Source organism: Bradyrhizobium sp. MI1.7 (assembly GCF_055811795.1).
On record NZ_JBVVPO010000082.1, the window covers coordinates 13,549 to 33,549 of the forward strand.

At 58.4% G+C, this 20,001-nt stretch carries 20 protein-coding genes and 2 pseudogenes; 18 read left to right on the plus strand and 4 right to left on the minus strand.

Going from position 1 to position 20,001, the window contains the following annotated elements; all coding sequences use genetic code 11:
- The first annotated feature begins 131 nt into the window (after positions 1-131).
- From AC0L3X_RS40730 to AC0L3X_RS40745, 4 genes are all read left to right on the plus strand, one after another.
- Positions 132-773, plus strand: coding sequence for an HD domain-containing protein (locus AC0L3X_RS40730; RefSeq protein WP_354100656.1), 642 nt, complete (start codon positions 132-134; stop codon positions 771-773).
- A gap of 32 nt (positions 774-805) precedes the next feature.
- Positions 806-1,558, plus strand: coding sequence for a response regulator (locus tag AC0L3X_RS40735; RefSeq protein ID WP_456679772.1), 753 nt, complete (start codon positions 806-808; stop codon positions 1,556-1,558).
- A gap of 805 nt (positions 1,559-2,363) precedes the next feature.
- Complete coding sequence (locus AC0L3X_RS40740) at positions 2,364-3,146, plus strand: cytochrome-c peroxidase (protein ID WP_456683321.1); 783 nt, start codon at positions 2,364-2,366, stop codon at positions 3,144-3,146.
- On the plus strand, positions 3,143-5,665 hold the full coding sequence (locus AC0L3X_RS40745) for a two-component system VirA-like sensor kinase (protein WP_354100653.1): 2,523 nt from the start codon (positions 3,143-3,145) through the stop codon (positions 5,663-5,665). Before AC0L3X_RS40740 ends, AC0L3X_RS40745 begins: the two co-directional genes overlap by 4 nt.
- On the opposite strand, the gene AC0L3X_RS40750 is transcribed toward AC0L3X_RS40745, so the two are convergent.
- Complete coding sequence (locus tag AC0L3X_RS40750; protein ID WP_456679773.1) at positions 5,666-6,055, minus strand: hypothetical protein; 390 nt, start codon at positions 6,053-6,055, stop codon at positions 5,666-5,668. It lies immediately after the preceding gene.
- Positions 6,056-6,280: 225 nt separating this feature from the next.
- A complete protein-coding gene (locus tag AC0L3X_RS40755; RefSeq protein ID WP_354100652.1) occupies positions 6,281-7,597 on the minus strand; it encodes a glycosyltransferase in 1,317 nt (438 codons plus the stop codon).
- Between the two features lie 405 nt (positions 7,598-8,002).
- Between AC0L3X_RS40755 and AC0L3X_RS40760 the strand changes: the two genes are divergently transcribed.
- The 3 genes from AC0L3X_RS40760 (at position 8,003) to AC0L3X_RS40770 (ending at position 10,455) form a co-directional block, all read left to right on the plus strand.
- Entirely contained in the window at positions 8,003-8,389 is a 387-nt protein-coding gene (locus AC0L3X_RS40760) for an AMP-binding enzyme (RefSeq protein ID WP_354100651.1), read from the plus strand.
- Between the two features lie 449 nt (positions 8,390-8,838).
- Positions 8,839-9,819 (plus strand): tripartite tricarboxylate transporter substrate binding protein, encoded by a 981-nt coding sequence (locus AC0L3X_RS40765; RefSeq protein ID WP_473317374.1) that lies wholly within the window; start codon positions 8,839-8,841, stop codon positions 9,817-9,819.
- Positions 9,820-10,194: 375 nt separating this feature from the next.
- Positions 10,195-10,455, plus strand: coding sequence for a hypothetical protein (locus AC0L3X_RS40770; RefSeq protein ID WP_354100649.1), 261 nt, complete (start codon positions 10,195-10,197; stop codon positions 10,453-10,455).
- A gap of 100 nt (positions 10,456-10,555) precedes the next feature.
- Here the strand turns inward: AC0L3X_RS40770 and AC0L3X_RS40775 are convergent, their stop codons facing one another.
- Positions 10,556-10,933 (minus strand): hypothetical protein, encoded by a 378-nt coding sequence (locus AC0L3X_RS40775; protein ID WP_473317375.1) that lies wholly within the window; start codon positions 10,931-10,933, stop codon positions 10,556-10,558.
- Positions 10,934-11,953: 1,020 nt separating this feature from the next.
- Here AC0L3X_RS40775 and AC0L3X_RS40780 point away from each other — a divergent pair.
- From AC0L3X_RS40780 to AC0L3X_RS40795, 4 genes are all read left to right on the plus strand, one after another.
- Positions 11,954-12,235, plus strand: coding sequence for a hypothetical protein (locus tag AC0L3X_RS40780; RefSeq protein WP_354100647.1), 282 nt, complete (start codon positions 11,954-11,956; stop codon positions 12,233-12,235).
- Complete coding sequence (locus AC0L3X_RS40785; RefSeq protein WP_354100646.1) at positions 12,157-12,531, plus strand: hypothetical protein; 375 nt, start codon at positions 12,157-12,159, stop codon at positions 12,529-12,531. The genes AC0L3X_RS40780 and AC0L3X_RS40785 overlap by 79 nt, the downstream gene beginning before the upstream one ends.
- Before the next feature lie 231 nt (positions 12,532-12,762).
- Positions 12,763-13,041: a hypothetical protein gene (locus AC0L3X_RS40790; protein WP_354100645.1), complete on the plus strand. Its 279-nt coding sequence runs from the start codon at positions 12,763-12,765 to the stop codon at positions 13,039-13,041.
- Between the two features lie 728 nt (positions 13,042-13,769).
- Positions 13,770-14,054 (plus strand): hypothetical protein, encoded by a 285-nt coding sequence (locus AC0L3X_RS40795; protein WP_473317376.1) that lies wholly within the window; start codon positions 13,770-13,772, stop codon positions 14,052-14,054.
- A gap of 518 nt (positions 14,055-14,572) precedes the next feature.
- Here AC0L3X_RS40795 and AC0L3X_RS40800 read toward each other — a convergent pair.
- Positions 14,573-14,722: pseudogene (locus AC0L3X_RS40800) on the minus strand (ATP dependent DNA ligase); the annotation flags it as partial.
- 74 nt (positions 14,723-14,796) lie between these two features.
- Here AC0L3X_RS40800 and AC0L3X_RS40805 point away from each other — a divergent pair.
- The 7 genes and pseudogenes from AC0L3X_RS40805 (at position 14,797) to AC0L3X_RS40835 (ending at position 19,674) form a co-directional block, all read left to right on the plus strand.
- Positions 14,797-15,045: a hypothetical protein gene (locus AC0L3X_RS40805; RefSeq protein WP_354100643.1), complete on the plus strand. Its 249-nt coding sequence runs from the start codon at positions 14,797-14,799 to the stop codon at positions 15,043-15,045.
- Positions 14,945-15,184, plus strand: a complete 240-nt coding sequence (locus AC0L3X_RS40810; RefSeq protein ID WP_354100642.1) for a hypothetical protein — start codon at positions 14,945-14,947, stop codon at positions 15,182-15,184. Before AC0L3X_RS40805 ends, AC0L3X_RS40810 begins: the two co-directional genes overlap by 101 nt.
- A gap of 167 nt (positions 15,185-15,351) precedes the next feature.
- On the plus strand, positions 15,352-16,140 hold the full coding sequence (locus AC0L3X_RS40815) for an ATP-dependent DNA ligase (protein ID WP_473317377.1): 789 nt from the start codon (positions 15,352-15,354) through the stop codon (positions 16,138-16,140).
- A complete protein-coding gene (locus AC0L3X_RS40820) occupies positions 16,088-16,306 on the plus strand; it encodes an ATP dependent DNA ligase (RefSeq protein ID WP_456679775.1) in 219 nt (72 codons plus the stop codon). Before AC0L3X_RS40815 ends, AC0L3X_RS40820 begins: the two co-directional genes overlap by 53 nt.
- Before the next feature lie 732 nt (positions 16,307-17,038).
- Positions 17,039-17,188 carry a hypothetical protein gene (locus tag AC0L3X_RS40825; protein ID WP_354100639.1) on the plus strand — a complete coding sequence of 50 codons (150 nt, stop codon included), beginning with the start codon at positions 17,039-17,041 and terminating at the stop codon, positions 17,186-17,188.
- Positions 17,189-18,110: 922 nt separating this feature from the next.
- Positions 18,111-18,524, plus strand: coding sequence for a hypothetical protein (locus AC0L3X_RS40830; RefSeq protein WP_473317378.1), 414 nt, complete (start codon positions 18,111-18,113; stop codon positions 18,522-18,524).
- A 120-nt stretch (positions 18,525-18,644) separates the two neighbouring features.
- Positions 18,645-19,674, plus strand: a pseudogene (locus tag AC0L3X_RS40835) (IS110 family RNA-guided transposase).
- Positions 19,675-20,001: the final 327 nt, after the last annotated feature.

A 20,001-nucleotide genomic window follows, 5' to 3' on the forward strand; every position in this document is an offset into this window, starting at 1 on the left:
CCGCGGGCCTTTTGTCAGCAAACGCCGTACGGCTGTCCTGATCCGTAGCAGCCTGTTTGTTGTCCAGAACAGCGCTCCCATGCCTAATGGCGACCAGCAGCCAACTCACTACCCACGAAGGAGATCGCTCCATGTCTGACGTCATCGCCGGCATCCGCGTGCCTGACAGTGCTATCGCGCGCGCCGCCACGCAGCTCGTGCGCGATACCGAGGACGACCTGCTCTACAACCACAGTCGCCGGGTCTTCCTGTGGGGTGCGCTGACCGGCGAGCGCCGCGGGCTGAAGTACGACCCGGAGCTCCTTTACCTCGGCGCGATGTTCCACGACATGGGCCTCACCGAGACATATTGGAGCGCCGACCTGCGCTTCGAGGTCGACGGTGCCAATGCCGCACGCGAGTTCATGAAAAGCTACGGCGTACCGGAACGCGATATTGAGGACGTCTGGACCGCAATCGCACTCCACACCACGCCCGGTATCCCCGAGCATATGCGCCCCATCATCGCGCTGGTGACCACCGGCGTGGAGATGGACGTGCTCGGCATCGCCTATCACGACTTCACGTACGAGCAGCGGGACCATGTCTGCGTCCATCATCCACGCGAGACGAACTTCAAGGAGAACATCATAGATCACTTCGCCAACGGCATTATCAGGAAGCCGCTGACGACGTTCGGAAATGTAAAGGCCGATGTCCTGGCGTTGAAGGATGTGAACTATGTCCGCCAAAACTTTTGCTCGATCATCCTTGGCTCAGCCTGGCCAAACTAACCCTTTCGCGGTCGCGTCGGAGCTGACGCCGGGTGCCATTGCTTCCTTCCGACAACACCAGTCGCCAGACGCTTACATGTCTTGTCGTCGAGGACGACATGACTATGAGGCATCTTGTAACAAGCTATCTCAACGAAAATAGCTTTAGAACCATCTCGGCATCGAGACGAGAGGACGTGCTTGGCATGCTTGTCCGCGATCGGCCGGACCTCGTGGTGCTCGATCTCCGTCTCGGACAGGAGGATGGTCTGGATCTGCTCCGCGAAATCCGAGCACAGTCGGACGTGCCAGTCATCATTACGACGGGTCATCGGCGGGACGAGATTGATCGGGTCGTCGGGCTAGAATTGGGAGCGGATGACTATCTGACAAAACCGTTCGGCTTGAGGGAGCTTCTGGCTCGTATCAAAGCGGTTCTTAGGCGTCGAGATGCCAGGGCCTCGGTTACGGAACGTGGGGCGGAGAGCGGTCTCTGGCGATTTGGACAATGGCAGATCGATCGCCGATCGCGTCGCCTGACTAACTCATGCGGAGAGCCCGCCGCTCTCTCGAAAGGAGAGTACGCGCTACTCATGGCTTTTGTCGACGCGCCGCAAAGGCCGCTGTCTCGCGAGTATCTCCTGCAGGCAACGCGTGTTCATGAGGACATCTTTGATCGAAGCATCGACGTTCAGGTGCTTCGGTTGCGTCGGAAGCTGGAATCCGACCCGAGCTCCCCATCAATTATCCGCACGGAGCGAGGTGTTGGTTATGTCTTTACGCTATCAGTAGAGCGCATTCGATGATGAGGAAAAAAGGCGTTATTGGCATCAGTCCTGACGGAAACAGCTCAGCATTACGAATGTAGCTGTCTAACGCTTCTCGGAAGTGCTTCGGAAACATGATCGCTACAGAGTGCATGCACCGTAGCGGCGAGCGAAAGTAATGACACTGCAGCGAACACCCTTCGATAGTTCCGAGGTTGGAGGCATGTGGGTATCGCCTCCGGAGGACCAGACCAGCCGGCGGCCAGTACATAAATGGCGCCCAACATCTTCGTTACGCTTGAGTAAGCATGCCGTTTTGCTCGGGGTGTCAGCGAGTTTTTTGGAAATCGTCTGCCGATGTGCCGGCGACGCTGTTGGCGGCTTTCCGCACGTTCTGCTTGGCATGTGCTTCTCTTTGGCTCCGATGGCGGTCCGCGGCTGAGCCCGGTACGTTCATTCGACGCTGGCTATACGCAGAAGGAGGCCATTGCTTGATAAAAGCTGCAAATCCAACTGGGACGTTGAGTTCTCGGAGCCGATCCGAGACCCGAGGTGTGTGCGCCGCGAGCGGAACGTAGAGGAGCGCCTGAGTGGGACGGAAATGCCAACGTTATGAGTAGTGTAGGGGATAATGACTCGGGCGCTTCGACGTAGAGAGCGGCATCAATGCTGGCCGCGGGGTCTGATCAGGCGAATCATAGGAGTGGTGAGTGCGGCGGCCTTATGTGGGAGCGCAGCAGTCGCGCAGGTGGCGTTGGAGCATAAGTCTCCCTCTGAAAGGCTATGGGAAGACGCCGAGCCCATAACACCCATCCCCCCGCCACCTCGCGCTGATCCTAAGAAATTGGCTATAGGCGAGCGCCTGTTTGGCGACACGCGATTGTCTGCCGACGGGCGGGTTTCGTGCTCCAGTTGCCACGATCTTCGCACCAATGGAATTGAGTCCAAGACAAAGCATGCGGATACACCCAAGCCTCTCGATACACTTACTGTATTTAATGCGGCGCTCAGCTATCGCCTGACGTGGGAGGGACGATATCGCAGTCTTTACGAGCAGGCAGAAGCGTCGATCATGGACCCGACCAACATGCACAGCAGCGTCGAAGAAGCTGTTCTGAGATTGCGATCCGACATTGTTCTGAACGCACTATTTCGGGCCGCTTACGGAAGGCAAATCGACCGCGCTAACCTTCTCGACGCACTTGTGACGTTTGAGCAGTCCCTGCTCACACCGGGCAGTCGCTTCGACCGCTGGCTTGAGGGTGACGCATCAGCTCTTTCAGTTGTCGAGCTCGAAGGCTATCGCACATTCAAAGCGCTCGGCTGCAGCTCATGCCATCAAGGGGTCAACGCTGGAGCGAACTTCATTACTCGCCAAGGCATTTTTAGTCCCCTAGTCATGTCAGGACCGAGCCGGGTCCGTGTGCCTAGTCTGCGCAACGTTGAAGCGACCCCTCCATACTTTCACGATGGCAGCGCCGCCACTCTCGAAGATGCGGTGAGACGAATGGCAATGGCGCAGCTCGACCGGACATTGACAGACGAACAGGTCAGATCAATCGTCGCTTATCTGAAAACACTCACCGGGAATTATCGGGGAAAACCAATTGCCAGAGGTACACAATGAGCGCCGGGCGATCGATAGTGATTATTCTCGGCCTATCGGTGCTGCTCACCTGGTTGTTGTGGCGGGCAATCAACCCGCAGGCAGAGCTCTTCGACCAGGCACTGTCTGAACTCGAGCACTTTGGGCTCATCCAGGATGCATTGTACCGCGACGTATTCACAGCCCGCACTGGTCTACTTCGGAATTACGATCCGCTTGTCACGGGGATCGACGCTTCGCATGGTTCGGTTGCACGACTCAGAACAAGCGCGTCGTTCAATAGCGCGACCAGCGAGAGAGTTGATCGGCTGGCAGCGTCTGTGGAACGGCAAGAGCAGTTGATCGAGGTTTTCAAGAGACAGAACGCCGCCCTCCACAATTCATTGTCCTTCTTCAGCCGTCTTGGGGTCAATGCCGATCTACGAGAATTGAATATTGAGATTGGCGCGGCATCGGCCGCGATACTATATTTGACGCTCGATACGTCATCTAGCGCGGTCAACGAAGCGGCCAAACGACTAGACCGCCTTGAGATTCAAGCTGCAAGAACTGGGCATACCGCGCAGGTTGAGCCGTTCCTTGCGCACGGGCGGTTGTTGCATAGTCTCCTCCCATCGATTGATACGATTTTGAAGGAAATGATGACGTTGCCGGGCAAGGCAGATCAAGACCAGCTTCGTGACATGATTCTCGAGAGGCAGCTCGCTTCCAGGAAAGAGGCGCGGCTCTATAGAACCCTGCTGTATATAGCGTCGTTGTCATTGGTAGCATTTCTCGTCCATCTCGGTATCCGGCTGAGGTCGCGCGCTAACGCTCTTAAGAGACGGGCGGATCTAGAGCATCTGCTTTCAGAAATCTCAATGAATTTCATCAACGCGATGCCAGAGCGCATTGATGTCGAAATTGAACGAGCTGTTGCCTTGTTTGCAGAGCGTATCGGTTGTGATCGCGCGTACCTTCTAGTAACTGGCTCAACGAGCCACTCATATCTTTGGCAAAGGCTCCGCAGAGACTTTCCGGCCGGCTGGCCGGATACAGCGGCGCATCTAGCGGTGCAGATGGGAGGTGAACGGGATGGCGCCGTCCACGTGGCCCACGTCAGCCGCTTGCCGGCAGGGCGCAATAAGTCCACTCTGGAAGGCGTCGGCATCAGCGGATGGGCATGTGCGATCAGCATTGATCGTCAGGGACGGCTGATAGCGCTTGGCGTTGATGTGATCGACCGAGATTGCCACCTCTTCGAGGTGGGCGAGCTCGTCCTGCTGCGAATGGCGCTTGATACCTTCATCCATGCCATCAACCGCCGGTCTATCGAGGAGGAGCGCGTTCGCCTCCGCAGGCGCCTGCAGCAGTCCGGCCAAATGGAAGTAATTGGGACCTTTACGAGCGGCATAGCACACAACTTCAACAACATTCTGGGCGGAATCTTAGGTCACACCGAGGTGATGGAGGAACAGTTGCCCCGTGGCGCGGCCATTGTGATTCATCTTGGCGGCATACGGCGAAGCGCAGAGCGAGCGCGCGATCTCATCAGCCAAATTTTGGCTTTCGGTCGACGCCGCGAGATCCGTCGTAATCCGATCAGCATTGCTGAGCTGGTCAGGGAGACCATCGCGCTTTTGCGCGTTTCGCTACCCTCTCGAGTTGAACTCGTGGTCGGGGATTGTCCGGATAATGTGACCGTCGATGGAGAAGGTGTGCAATTGCAACAGGTGCTCATGAACCTTTGTCACAATGCGGCGAATGCCATAGCGCATGCGGGCCGGATTGAGGTCGTTATGGAGCTCTGCGAGGAGCGGGAAGCGATTTCCCTTAGTCACGACAAGATTGATTCCGGAAAGTACGTCCGAATTTCCGTGATCGACACGGGCAAAGGCATGGAGGCCGCTGTTCTGGACCGGCTTTTCGAACCCTTCTTTACGACGCGACCAGATGGAAATGGGTTAGGGCTAGCGACGGTGCGCGAAATCGTTCATGACCATGGCGGAGGGATCAATGTTCAGAGCGGTCAAGGAGAGGGAAGTCGGTTCGATGTATGGCTGCCGCTAGCCGCAGCACCCGTCCAACCTGCCGTACCCGACGTAGCAGCGCATCCGCTCGGAGCGGGGGAGGTTGTGATGCTGGTCGCGACCGATAGCGCTCGGCTACTCGGGGATGAAGAAAGACTTGCCGCATTGGGTTACGAGGCCGTTGGTTACATGACAGCAGAAGCGGCTCGCGAGGCCGTTGAGGTGAGCCGCGACCGCTTCGATTTTGTGATTGTAGGGCAGCTCGGTTCGCTTACCAAATCGCTCGAATTGGCGACGGATCTCCACCGATCACTTCCGTCGACACCAATTGTCCTCGCGACGAGGGGATCCTCGGAAATTGGGGCGGAGACGCTCGTGGCAGCTGGGATTGCGGACGTAGTTAGGTGGCCAATCGTTGTGGAGGAGATCGCGATTGCGCTGTCACAGTTCTCAAAGAAAGGCGAATCGACGAGTTCAGTGTGGTCGCAGACCGCGACATTCGAGTCTTCTTCCAGAGCAACCGCTGAATGATCAACAGATAGAAATGATAGCCTTGAGGCGCATGTTCACGCCGGCGAGCGCTGTTGCGGCTCCCAGTTCGCGCCGGGTTACCTGGCGCGTCCAGCCGCCTGCCTCAAGGCGCATATGCGCATCAGAGAACGAAAAGCGCAGGTTGGGTAGATCCGTGATCGGTCGCAGATGGTACAAGTATGTCGGGGTTCTGTTGGTCTCGTGCCAAGTTGCGAGGTCCGGAATCAGCCGCGACCCGGTCGGCGCGGCTGAGAAATAGAGCTGCCTGACTCCGTCGGCGCGGCTGCAGCTGTTGTCCAGAGACCGCTGACAGCGGTCGCGGCGAGCAGTTTTCGACGAGAAATCGGCGCCATGTGATCTTTTCAGTGAAATAACACCGAGGAGCATCATGCGGATATGCGTCCTGTAGTGATAGCGCAGTCGTTGCGTCGGTTTCCAAATGTCGCTCGTTGCGATGTTCGGGATGGGGTGCGGTTTTGGAAGCCCGGCGGAAGTGAAACCTTTTCAGTCACTAGATGCGTTTGCTGCAACTGGACCCGTGTCGCCCGCAATGCGGTGACGGCACGGGTGGCAATCGTTGGCGATCCGCCTCCTTGGATGGCCTTGGCGCGATAATCAATTTGTCGCCATCGAGGCTGCGTGTTCTCGGTTGGCCGATTTGGGCTGCAATCGCCCGATGTCGCGGATGATTTCAGCTCGGGTATCAATAACGCGGAATTCTTCAGACATCAGCAAGGCCCGTCGGCGGAATTTGTCCGTATCGAGAACAGCCCGCACCGCCTCGCGGAGGGCCTGGGGTGTCGGCGCGTTTGTCTTAAGATCAATTCCGACCTCGGACCACCCGACCCGCATGTTGACGTCGGCCTTGTCTTCGGTCAGCCCGGCGCAGACCAATGGAACGCCAAAGCTCATCGCTTGATTGACGCTGCCATAGCCACCGTTCGTGACAAACACGTCGACCCGGGGCAGGATCCATTCAAATGGTAGATAACTGGCGAGGCGTGCATTGGCCGGGATCGGGCCCGGGATATCCTCGGCTGGCCGCCCGCCCGCTGTGACGACGACGAGGAGGTCAGGATCATTAGCTAAGGCAGCCAGGGTCGGCATAATCAGGAGGTTGAAGTCGTGGTTCGCGACCGTTCCTTGAGTGACGAGGACAACCTTACGCTTGCCGTCCAAGTCTGCCGCCCAAGGCGGAAGCGTTGCCTGGTTCGGCATAATCGGCGGCGTGCCGATGAACTTCACCGATTTCGGTAATGCCCGAGGAAATTCGAAACTAGGAACTGTCAGCTGCCAGTATGTATCGGAGAGCCTCACCATCGCTTCAAATGGCGAGTTTGCAAGCGGTCCCAGTCCCAACTCTTGCAGGCTTCGGTTCAATCGCAGTGCAAGGGGCTGATGAACGATTCTGTCGTGGTCCCGAATGGTTGCAGCATGTTCAGCCGGGCTGGCTGCCGGTGGTAATCCGAGAAAGTCGGGCGCTCCGTCTTCCCGCGGCCAATGCAGGATGGAGGTGCCGAAGCAGGCGACAGGTGGCCGGATCGATCTAGGCTGCAGGAGCATCGGCAGTAGCCCGAGGAAGCAGTCGTCCCCGATGACAACGTCGGCCGGGACTTCCTGTAGCACCTCTTGCAATCCGTGGTGCTGCGTTGGAATGTGGTCGACGAACAATCGCTCGAGAATGATGCGAAGTAGCTCCAATCCGGGAGGCAGAGTCTTGAACTCGGGATATTTCGAGAAAGGGTCGACGACGTCCTGATCCGCGCTCGCGGGAATAGGCCGGAATGTGGCTCCTATCGCCTCGATGCGTTCCTCGAAGGCGCGCCCTGTGAACGCAAACACCTCGTGACCCTCGGCCAAGAGAAGTCGTGCAATCCCAAGCATTGGATTGACATGTCCGGGCGCCGGAGTGGTTGCGATGACGATTTTCATGGACCCTCTTTCTGATAGCCGATCTAAGAAGCGGCTACATACCGTTCGCCGCAGTCGAGATCACTGACCCATAAGATTTCATGAGCGTTGATTGCAGTTCGATGTCGGATCGGCGGGAGTCCGCTACGATCGTAATCAAAATGCGAACTTATGTAGCGGTGCCGTAGCGTTGATGAACGATCAAACTTATCGCCTTAAGGACTTACGAGCGGTGAACGACGTAGCCGGCCGGGCATTTGATTGCTGCCGTGCAATGACCCAAGTGCAGTCATGAATTACGATCTTGCAAGAACCTCACTGGGGCTTCGAAGAAAATAGACCTACAAGGCCGGTCGACAGAAAGGTTTCGATCTCTCTCTCTGTCTCTCTGGAAGATTGGATGACCTGAGCCGAGAAGGAGCCTAGATGGCGCGGTTGATAGAATTCAAGAACGTTGCGCCACTGGCTAATCGTGCGCCCGATGTCATCGTTCGCGCCGGGGCGCATATCTTACTAACCGAGGTCGAAAGAGCCTTGATTGCGCACCCCATGGTGTTGGATGCTGCGGCATTTGGTGTGCCCGATCCTATGCTGGGTCAGCGCGTTGCGGCCGTTGTTCAGCTAAGGAGCGAAAGTGACGACGCTATAATCGATAAGATCCTGGCAACGGCCGGGATGCATCTGCCCGAGCACAACCTTCCCGATCTATTGACGGCCGTAGACGCGGTGCCCCGTGACCCGTTCGGGAACATCGACCGCGAGGCTATCGCACAAGCGGTTTTTGGAATCCCTATCCATGCAAACGGGAAGTAAGTCACGGTCCTACGGACACAGCAATCCTACACTTTTGCTCATTCGACTGCTCGGCGATGGTGTCGGGCGCTTATCTCCGCTTTGGCTCGACATTTAGTACACTGGGATCAACGTACAGAAGCGGCAGCGATAATCGTCTCAGAGGACGCATCACGTCACCCAAGCCCGAATGTCCGCCTCACTCCTCAAATCGGATACATGACCACGGTCAGGAATTGGAATGAATCCGTCATTTGATAGCAAATCTTGGGAACTTATCCCGATTTTTCCTGTCATGCCCGCAAGCTTTGAGATATTTGGCCCAGCGGGTGGGACTAAATTGGCCGTCCGCCTTCTTAACAGATTATGAAGTCTCTTAACCTGAAGTCGGCCGGTCGCTGACGACCTTGGAGTTCGGCTAAACGCCGGCCTTCAAGTATCGGCTAGAATAACAAAAAGGAGAGGAAACGATGCGCGTACTGAGGACGATCCTTGCAGCAGCTGTCGGCGTAATCGTGGGCGCGACTGTCGTCGCTGCACAGGATCGTGCCGTGAGCTATCCCAATCGACCGATCAAGATCATCGTTCCGTTCGCCGCTGGAGGGACGACAGACGTCCTTGCCCGAATCGTCGGGCAGGCGCTGACCGCTGCGTGGGGGCAGCCCGTTATCATCGAGAACCGTGCCGGAGCCGGTGCAACGATAGGCGCTGACATGGTCGCGAAATCACCTCCCGATGGCTACACATTGTTGATGGGCGCCACTCATCACAGCATCGCACAGAGTGCTTATTCCAGAGTGCCTTATGACTTCGGGCGCGACTTCTCTCCAATTACCGTCATCGCCCTCGTGCCTAACATGGTCGTTGTCAACGCCCAGGTGCCAGCTAAGACCGTGGAAGAGTTTATTGCTCTGGCAAAACAGAAGCCCGGCAGCTTGAACTACGGCACTGCTGGCGCCGGCACCGCGCATCACCTCATCGGCGAAATGTTCAAGTTGAAGACTGGGACGGATATCGTTCATGTCCCTTATCGCGGAAGCGCGCCCGCACTGGCCGATTTGATGGGGGGGCAGGTGCAGGTCATGTTCGATACCGTCACGTCCGGTTTACCGCAGGTCAGGGACGGCATGACGCGGGCGCTCGCTGTCACGACGGCGCGGCGTTCGTCGGCACTGCCCGACGTGCCCACGCTCGCCGAGGGTCCTATACCTGGATTTGATGTCGGGACTTGGTTCGGCTTATTGGCGCCCGCAGATACGGCCCCCTCCATCGTCGAGAAACTGAATCATCAGGTGGTCGAGATCGTCAACTCGCCGGAGGCGAGAGCACGCATGCTAGAACTCGGGGCCGAACCGGTCGGAAATTCCTCTGTCGAAATGGCCGCTCAGATCAAGAAGGAGCTTGAGACGTTCGGCTCCTTGACCAAACAACTTCAATTGGTGGTGGACTGAGCCAAAGGCTTTTTCGATTAATGTCCGAATTTGCTCTCCGCATCATAGGAGTCGGTGGAGCGCGATGCTAGAGGAGCATAAGCTGGATATCGACGCCGCGCCCGTGGGCTTTGAGGAAGCCCTCGAGGCTCGGCGGGCCTCACCGCACTCAGCGCAGCGCCGCTGTAGCTCCTCGGCAATGTCCTCCGATGCATCGCGCGACTAGCCCTCGCTGGTGTTGAAGCTGACGATGCGGATCGGGCTGCTGTACTGCCCCTCCATCAGGTGGTTGGCGACGTCCGGCGCATCACCCCTGCAGCAGAAAGGATAACCATGGCTAACAATCCTAACAGAAACAACTTCGCCGCGAGTACGAGCGCGAGGAGGCGTAGTGGAATGCGCCGACGCAAGAACAGAAGCAAGCGCAGCGGGGAGATAGATGACCTTCGCGGCAAGCTGATCATGACCGAGCACGCGAGGAATAAGGACAAGAGTGCAGCCTGGGAGGCTCTGCCAAAGGAGGACAGGGACACCGGGCACAGGGTTAACGATGCGCTGTCGAAAGTGGAGTCGGCACACAACCGCGCTATTCAAGCTGCGAAAAGTGCGCTGGAGCAGGCGGAGCGGCGCGCAAAGAGCCTTACTGGGACCAAGTAGGTAACTTGGAGGAGTGTAGTTGCGCGACTGGCCGACATCGTGCAGGTCTATGTTGGCAGCCGGTGGCGGCGAGGTGCGGTCCTTGCGGCAGTTGTTTGAGTCAATGCTGCCGGAAATGTATTCGACGTTGCTGGAGAGATGCCGCAAACGATCCGGGGCGCGGGGTGGCTGTGAGGTCAGTCGAAACCGATCGACACAGCCTGTGAGCCCGACTGCGCCAAGCGTCCCGTTCCTTCCTCACGTCTGACAATTCGTTGCGGAGCAGCTTGATAATTTGACGCTGGGTGTCGATCTGCGCCTGTAGCAGAGCCATTTCTGCCCGTTCCCAGCCCGCAGCGTCTTGCCCCACTGACTCGCCGGAGGCATGTCCCTCGGCCGCTCCAAAGGCGTACACGCGGTGCAGCAGCAACTCGGCGGTGTCGATCTGGCCGATGTTCAAAGTGCGGGATACCGGGGCAGCTTTCTTCAGCCTCAACATGTGGACCTCGTTTTAGGTCACCCCCATTGCAACCTCCCAGATCCGGCTTAACCATTCGTTAACCCTGGACCAGTAGCAGCGGCGCATCTTTGATCCTTAGGTCAATGTATCGTCTGGTGTGCGCCGACCGTTCCGACGAGGCGTGGGGGTGGTTTCGCCAGCGAGATTTCTACGTGATGCCTCGATAGCGCGGCCAGGCCGCCCATCGCTCAGCTGCATCGGCGATCTCGTCGGGCGAATTGATTGCAATCGCGCGAGCAGCCTGACTTTCTGCTGTCAAACTTGCTTGGCGGTGCCGCCGAGCCGCTCCGCGATCTGCGCGTCAGTCTTCCCGGGCAGCCAAGCGCCTCAATAATCGCTTCTCACGCGGACTAAGCAGGTCGCGCATCGGACTATCCCTGATAACCACGCGCATTTTTGCAGCGTCGTACTTGATCAGCGCGCGACAGCCCCAAGCGTCCGGGAGGCCGGGAGGCGGGGCGGACGTTGGGGCCGCGAGCGCGCCGATCGGCCCAGCGCACCGAAGCGAGATGTCCCTTACCCTCTGTTTCATCTGTTCACTTGTATACCCAAGGCGTCCTGCCCCAGGTCTATTCTCGTCCCGTGAGGGACGCCGTGAACGAGCGAATGTTCATCGTGCTAATTATCTCGGTCGGCAAGACTACACCGGCATTGATCATCCTTGCACTGCTCTATCGGTAACGCAGCGCGCGACAACCTCAATCGTCTCCGGGGCTTTTGGGACAAAGGAGGCCGGGGACGGCTGGGGCCGCGAGCGCGCGGCTTGTCCAGCGCACCGACGCCATCCTCTGCTTTCGGCGCGCTCGCGCGCTAACAAACGATACGTCGCCACATTAAATTCCCGGGTAGCCTGCCTCCACACATCTTCAGTAGGAACGCTGGCTCTCGACCAGCATTGGCATCGCGCTCCAGGCCAGTATCACAACGTTTGCTCGAAGTGCGGCTCCAACTAGCAACAGGCACCGTAGGCTGGGGCCGCCCTTTCAGCAGGTGGACGTCATGACCGTCCCGAAACTTCTGACTTACATCATCGGATTTCGGAAGCGAAGCAATGTCGCGGTTTTAGCGACCGAAGTGCCGACGGCCAACCAGGCGCTTGCAGTCATCGCAACCGTCGAACAGTCCGTGGGCAAGCTCGACTTCATCAGGTCCCCGCAGGAAGGCGACATCGGTGCGCCGGCACACGCTCTGACGACCAGCGCTTGGTTGCGGGTGCCGCTGGTGATCAGCGCCTCGATTTCGAGGCCTTCTTTTTTGCTGATGTTTTCGAGGTCTTCTTAGCGACCTTCTTTGATTTCCTGGGCGCAGTGTTCTTGGCCGACTTCTTTGCGGACTTCTTGGCAGATTTCTTTTTGGTGGCTTTTTTGACTGCTTTCTTCTTCGCGGCAGCGTTGGCGACTGTTGTCGCCACCTTCTTGACTGACTTGGGGATGCGTCTAGCCGCCGCCTTTTTTGCTTTGTCCGCCACGGTTTTCACGGCGGTCTCGGCCAGCTGTTTTTGGCCTGATCTCGAGGCGGTTGCTTTTCGGTGTCCATGGGCGTCCTCCAGAATCGCTGTATTGGCTCGATTCCCTTGAGTTGGCGCTCCGTATCTGCGACGCTCGCTTCGTTTTACGGTCGCTACTTGCCCATCGTTAGGAACGTCCGGCCGGGTGCAGGGTTTCCCCGAGCCCCACGCGAGGGTGAGGCTTTTTCCCGGTCACCCGCGCATGCACTCGTCACAATCGGCCGCGTCGCGATATCAATAGGAACGCCGCCATCCTTTATGCCGTTGTCGAAAACTTAGAAACCAAAGGGAGACGACGTTCATGAAGAAAATTGCTTTGGCCTCCGCCTGCATTTTCGTGCTCGCAACAACGGGCGCATACGCGCAATCCAACCAGCCCGCGCCGGGCGCCTCCGGGCAGGGTGAAGTCGGCCCATCGTCCGCCGGCAAGAAGAAGATAACGACCGGCGCTTCGAGTATGAAGAACCAAGCTGGAGACAGCATGGGACGGCAGCCAACGGGTGGCGGGTCCAACACCAACAATATGGGCAGCCAAGCGGGCGGTGGGGCCGGGGGAGCCGGCGGATCCGGCGGGAAGTAAAAGCCACGGCGCAACCAACGTCCTTCTCGTCGCGGCCCTTTGCTAAGCGGCCGCGACGCATCCTCCCGACAGCCATCCTCCGACTAATGCGCGGGAGCGCAATACTCTCAGCGGTATCTGAATGGGACGGGGAGATGGGGCTCATTCCTTTTGCGGTCGGGCGTCGACAGAAATAGTACTGCTGTGAGCGCAGATCTCAATCTTAGTCACCCAGGTGGTCGAGCTGGCCGAGGTTCGCCCGTTCGTCCTGGACGAAATTCAGGACGAGCAGCCTGTCCCACCGTCGCAGGATCAGGAGACGGCGGGACGAGGGAGGGCGTGATTAGCGAGTGCTTCGCGCTGATATCAGATCCACCAAGTCCGCGGAGCGCCAAGCCTAAGGCGCCGGTAAGTAGCAGCAGTGCCGAGACGATGACAGCCAGAAACATGCGGTCCACGGTGGGTTACCCTTGGAAGCAGTTGCCGACCGGGGTCGCCTCACAAATGGTCGGCATGAGTGCCAAATGATCATCCGGCTGGACGGTTCGTGGTCAGCGGGGCGTCTTATTGTGCTGGACGGGCTTATGCGGCGGGCGATCGACTGCACGGTAAAGTGTCGAGTTCCGACACGGCTGCATATGGTGCATAGGGACTTGACAAAACCACATTTGTCGATGCTCTCCGCGGGCTGTATAAGTTAGTAGCTTCTTCTCCCTATTCGAAGAGGCTATCATGAACGCATTGCATACGTGGCTCTCGCAACAGCACCACGGGTTGCATACCTTCCGCGAATTTCAGCAAAACTCTACGATGTCTGCAAGGACGAGCCAGACTACCGCGGTCTGTGTCGGCTGCTGAATACGGTCGTCGACAACTATGTCGATACGTTCGACGAAGAGCCATTACCGGTCGCGGTCGCCGACCATGCCTATCAGCGTCTGCTCGATCTGGTGGCCGACATAGATTTCGATGGCAGCGCCGAGCAGCGCTTCGCCACGATCAACCGTTTGGCAGCCAGCGACTTGCTGCGCTAAAGCGCGATGTAGCGAGCGCTTCGCGCTGATCTAGTCTGGACGCGGGTGCAGCGGGCATCTAACGCTCCCTAAAAGACCGCCGTGTTCCTAACGATAGGAACGCGACCCCGCTCCGGGGCCGGTTAAGGAACGCAGCTTGATGCGGGCGGTTGAGATCGTGGGGCACAAATTACGGAGCGCGTCCCAGCAGCGTATCTGGGGTTATGCATAGAGACCCACTGGTCTGCCAAGGCTTCAGTCCTGCATCAGACTGCGGGCCAGAGGTCGTCAGAGATGTAGTCGGTCGAAGGAGGGTATGGCGCAACAGTCGGCGAGAGGGGGCCGGAAGAACCAGATGTACTCATCGCGCCTGGAGCACGCTTTTATGATTGGGTTCCGGTCTGCGGACTACCATACGGGCCGCAGCTTCATCGCTGCACCATCAGAGGCCGGACAGATGCAGCATCCGACTACGTGCGGATCTTCTTCAAAAACCGCTTGCATCTCGCGGGGCGTCCACAGATGAGTACACGGCATAATCAAATATCTTCGCGCAGGCCTTCGAAAAATGGGTGCCGCACCTTTCCCTCGGAGGACTTGGCCCGGTACTCGATCTCCGCCAGCAGCTTCGGTTCGACCCAGATGCCTTTGTGCGCTCTCCGCTTCGCGTAGGGCTGTGTCTCCCGGACAGCGGCTCGCGGCGCCGCAGAGCTTGACTCTCAGTTCTTGTTTCGTTCTATTGAGCCAAATCCCAGGTTAGGTCATGCCCACCCTCGAATTCCTCCGCTCTGAGATCGAGCGCATGCGCGTGCAAATAGGCCGCCAGCGCAAAGAAATCCTCCAGTTACACCAGGCGGGGATAGGGACAGCTTCAGCCGAAGCCCTCCTGAGCCGGATGCAGGCGAAGGTCGATGACTTCTGCGCCCAGGCGACCGAAGTATTTTTCCGACATGGAGGACGCTCCCGAGTTCTTGAAGTCGCTCGATCAGACGCGTCGGCTTTCGACGCGTGAAGGTTGGTGCAGGGCGCACATCGAGGCCATCCAAGTCGCGATTGACCAATATGCAGAGGCCGCTTTCGGCAACCGCGAATTCTTTCTGAACAAGCCGCACAGCATCGGCCCAACCCGAAGCAGAAGTGACATTCCTTAGACGATCTGGGGGGCGTTCTGTTTTATCGCATCCTGTTTGTGCGCCGTTCGAGAAGCGTTCTCAATAACACAACCTGCAAAGGCGTTCGCGGTTGTAGAGAACGTTTGGGTGTATTCACTAGTGGAACGCGTCTCCGGCTTCAAAGTTAGGAGACACGTTCAGTAACGTTGGTAGAATCGTTGGTCCAACCTTGTGGCGGGTATTTTATTGTGAGTTGCGTAAGTGGCAAAGCGTACCAGGCGAGCGATGCCGGGCTTCATTCAGCCCCAGCTTACCACCCTCAAGATGAAAGCCCCGCGGGCGAGGACTGGATTCACGAAATCAAATACGACGGCTACCGCGTCCAGTCTCATATCGACTGGGATTCCCGAAAGGCCTTCACCCGCAACGGCCACAACTGGATTACCAAGTTCTCAGCCATCGGCGGCGCTCTCGATATTCCCCCGGCCATCATCGATGGGGAAGTCGTCGTCATCCACGAGGGCCGGACCAACTTCTCCGAACTGCAGGCAGAGCTGGCAGGACGCCGCCAGGATCGCCTGCTGTACTACGCCTTCGATCTTCTGTGGTTGGACGGCAAAGATCTCCGCAGAACGTCTCAGCTTGCCCGTAAGGAGCTGTTGAAGGAGTTGTTCGATACCCACTGCGTCGAGGCGCCCGCGCTCTACAGCGAACACCTGACCGGAGACGGTAACGAGCTGTTCAAGGCCGCCGCAAAACTCAATTACGAGGGTATCGTCTCTAAGCGGGTTGAGGCGCCGTATCGGTCGGACCGGAATGAAGCTTGGGTGAAAATTAAAGCCGTTCAGAAAGGCAAATTCCCCGTGGTCGGGTTCATTAATGACCCCACCCGGAGTCGCCGCACTCTACCTGGGGAAGCAGGAAGGGAAAAAGCTTGTCTACATGGGCAAGGTCGGGACGGGCTCGTCTCGCACCGTCTCCAGCGAGATCCGTAAGAAGCTAGATACCGTCGTGAGTCCAAAAGCCAAGCTGACCCGGCCAATCAAGAAGCCCAAGGCAACCTGGGTAGAGCCGACGTTTTTCGCAGACATTGAATACCACGACATCACTTCCGAGGGTTTACTTCGGGCGAGCTCGTTCAAGGGCCTCAGTCGCAAATAGGAACGGGAGTGGCGAAATCGTGTTGCCAGTAACATAGCCGTCAAAAGATTTTTTGATGCGCGTCATGCTTTCCGTTCGTGTTGCGGGTTATGTGCCGAGGCAACGATGAAGACCGGTCTACCTGGGAAGTTGTTCACACTATGCCAAGATGACCGCCTCCGCTCAGCAATTTTATAAGGAGGCGGCGGCGTGCCGGGAGGAGGCGACTCACAGCCTCGACCAGGTCGATCGAGAATGCTGGTTGCAGCTTGCTCGCGATTGGACGGAGCTTGCGCTCGCGGCCGAACGGGGCAAGATTTTCCGCCGAGGTTAGCAGAGTCAACCCATGGTAGACTTGGCTGGCTGGCCAGATGCTTGCCACGACTCAACACCAAGCGAACGTGTGCTCGGGCTCTTTGAGCCCACTGAGGCGAGAAACGTTCTCCACATCATCGACCCCATGTGAGCGCGGACGCGCAAACTGACAATCAGCGCAAACCTCGCAACAACTATTCGCTGCCGTATGGGTGGCAGCTCGGCAACCTGTTTTGCTGAAGCCAATGATTGCTAGGAACATAAATGCTTTCAGTGAACAGAAAAGTTCTTTGACTCCCGCCTCGCTCAGTCCCCGATAAATGCCGAGATTGGGGCGGCTCTGGACCGTCCCTCTCTCGTGCTCGACCGCGCCGGCTTTCTAGGCGAGCAGCCCGCCCGCGAGATCGCCACCGCGCATATCTTCAACAAGGCTGGCCAATGACCATCGCCTTGATCGCGCCTGCAGGATCCAGGCTGGACGTGCTCCTTGTGTGGTCCGGCTATCGCGCGAGGGCAACGCGCGTGAGCGGCTTCGAGCTCATCGAGCGCACCGCCGTCGCGGTCTTGGCCGGCGTCGCCGTCGCCTAGGGCTACAAGCTAGTCAAATTGTTTCTTGCCGTGAACGCTTACTCGGCATGACCATCGCGGAACGGCTGGCGCGCTTACTCTCCGCTTCGGCCAGCTTCTCCATTTCCGCCGCCAATCGAAGCCATTCCTGCCTGGCCAGCGGGTCCGCCACGTCGCTAGCCCGTTCTCGACATTGCCCCGCCTGTCTCGGTACCGCTCTGCTTCCTGACATTCTTGCATATCGCCCTCACGAACGCGCTGTCGTTCCCTGCCGCATGTCTAGCGGTGCGATCCCGTTTTGTGGAAGCAAGCGTCCGCTCCGCTCACCCTAGTACGTCCAAATGGCTGATTGGTTTCATAGTGCGAGATTCCGCATCGGTCGGATGTTGACGAGTCGCATCGGCCAGGCCGCTCCAAGATGTGGAGCCGTCTCTTCGAAAGTTAATGTCGGGTAAGTGACATAGCGAACGCTCAAACCGGCTGAGTTCTGCGAAGCTGTCGGAGATCAGGATTGGATGGATTCCAATCCGCGGTCGCGGGACGGCCCTCCACCTAAACCGGCCACCCCCGGGATGGAAGCCATCCTTGCGTCTCGTGACCGCGGCTTACCAAGCCCGTCGAGCTTCCCCCTAAAAAAGCTCGAGGTCGGCCCGGCCGTGTTATGCGCGCCCAAATCTCTCGATGCATCGCTGGGCCGTCGAGGCCTTCTTGGTACCCCTCGGCGAGCTGCGCCATGTACCGGGCCACCGGGACCGGTTCCGACCCAGGTTCTTGAGGTGCTGCCGTGCACCAAGCTGCGAAGTCCGCCCACTCAGCCATAGACTTCGAGAAGACTGGCGCATTTCCAGTGCTCGGATCGGCGTTAGGCGGCTCATAGGGGGGCAGCGGCGTGCGGCCCGATATGGGGCGCGTTGTGGCGGGTGGCGTTCGACTTGATGTCGGAGTGATTGACGCTGTCAAAAGCGATCCATCCGTGGTTTTGCAGCGCGAGGGAACGACAGTCACGGCACGGAAAATCCCGCATGGAAATATGCCAACCTTGGCCTATCGCGTGCAGACCGGAAATGTGTCGATCGTGTTTAGCTCCGACCAAAACGGCACCGATCCAGGCTTCGTCGAATTCGCAAAGGGCGCGAACCTCCTGATCATGCATCTTGCAATCCCGCCCGGTGCGAATGTTCCCTTGCACGCAACACCGGCAGTCGTCGGACGCGTTGCCCAAGAGGCTGCGGTCAAGCAGCTCATCGTCAGTCATTTCGGTCTGTTTGAACTCGATGCGGCCATCGCTGATTTGCGAACTGCCTACAACGGGCCGCTCATCGTCGCAGCAGACATGCAGTGTACGCCAGTGCTGTGAGACCCACGGTCCTTCGCTGGTTGATGTCCGGTTTTGATGCTGTGGACGGCTCCTCCACCGGCACGAGAGTGCCAAGGAGTGGGCGCCGTCTGAGGCTCCCACGATTCGGAGGAGCAGCCTATGCAGTCATTTTCGACAGTCGGCCTGGATATCGCGAAGTCGGTCTTTCAAGTGCATGGCGTTGATGCAGCCGGCCAGGTGGTCGTACGCCGTCAGTTGCGGCGCCGGCACGTCCTGGCGTTTTTCCAGAAGGTGCCACCATGTCTTATAGGGATCGAGGCTTGCGCATCATCGCACCGTTGGTCCCGCGAACTGCAGGCGTTGGGGCATACGGTGCTATTGATGCCTCAGGCCTATGTGAAGCCCTACGTCAAGCGGCAGAAGAACGACAGCACCGACGCGGAGGCGATTTGCGAGGCGGTCACGCGACCCAATATGCGGTTCGTGCCGACCAAGACGGTCGAGCAACAGAGCTGTCTGATGCTTCACCGGGCGCGCCATCTCTTCATCCGCCAGCAGACGGCCGTGATCAACTCAATCCGCGCCTATCTCGCCGAGTTCGGGATTGTCGCCCCTGTCGGGCGCGGGGGTGTCGAGCAACTGCTGGAAGTCGTCGCCGATATAGCCGACCGCCGGCTCCCCGAGGTGGCCCGTGCGTGTCTTGCTGCTCTCGGCAGTCAATTGCGGGCATTGAAGGCCCAAATCCTGGAGTTCGACCGACGCATCATCGCCTGGCATCGATCAAGCGCGACGAGCAAACGGCTGGACGTGATCCCCGGCGTCGGGCCGGCGTTGGCAACAGCCTTGGTCGCCAGCATTGCGGATCCCAAGGCTTTCCGATCGGGACGGGACTTCTCGGCCTGGGTGGGGCTCGTGCCGAAGCAGAACTCGAGCGGGGGCAAGGACAAGCTTGGCAGTATCAGCAAGCAAGGCGATCGCTATCCGCAGCCTGTTCACGGCTGGCGCGCTCGCCGTCATCCGCTATGCCAAGATCCATGGCACCGATCATCGGCCCTGGCTCACTCGATTGTTGACCCGGCGCCCCACCAAGGTTGCCGCTATCGCACTCGCCAACAAACTCGCCCGGATGGCTTGGGCGATGATGGCCAGGAACGAACGCTACAAGGAACCCGCCGCCCTCGCGGCGTGAAATGAGATCACACGGGAAAGCCCGGCGTGACGTAACGGTTGGGAAGGCGAACAGCACGTAATGCAGTGCCGGTCGATCCGGCGATCAGGACAACCCACATGGGCCACAGCATCGTCGAATGCGAGGTATTGACCGGGACCTGATCCGCGGAGGGCATTATGGCCAGCGGTCATGTGAACCGCGCAAACAGTCCGAACACATGGCTGTCCGACCAATGCTGTGACGTGAAGATTCTTCTTGCCAACCTGGAGCCAATGGTATGGACCCCGCCCTTGCCGCGGTGGAATCTCAAGCGTCAACTGCAGCGAAGGAGGATGTTATGCAGGT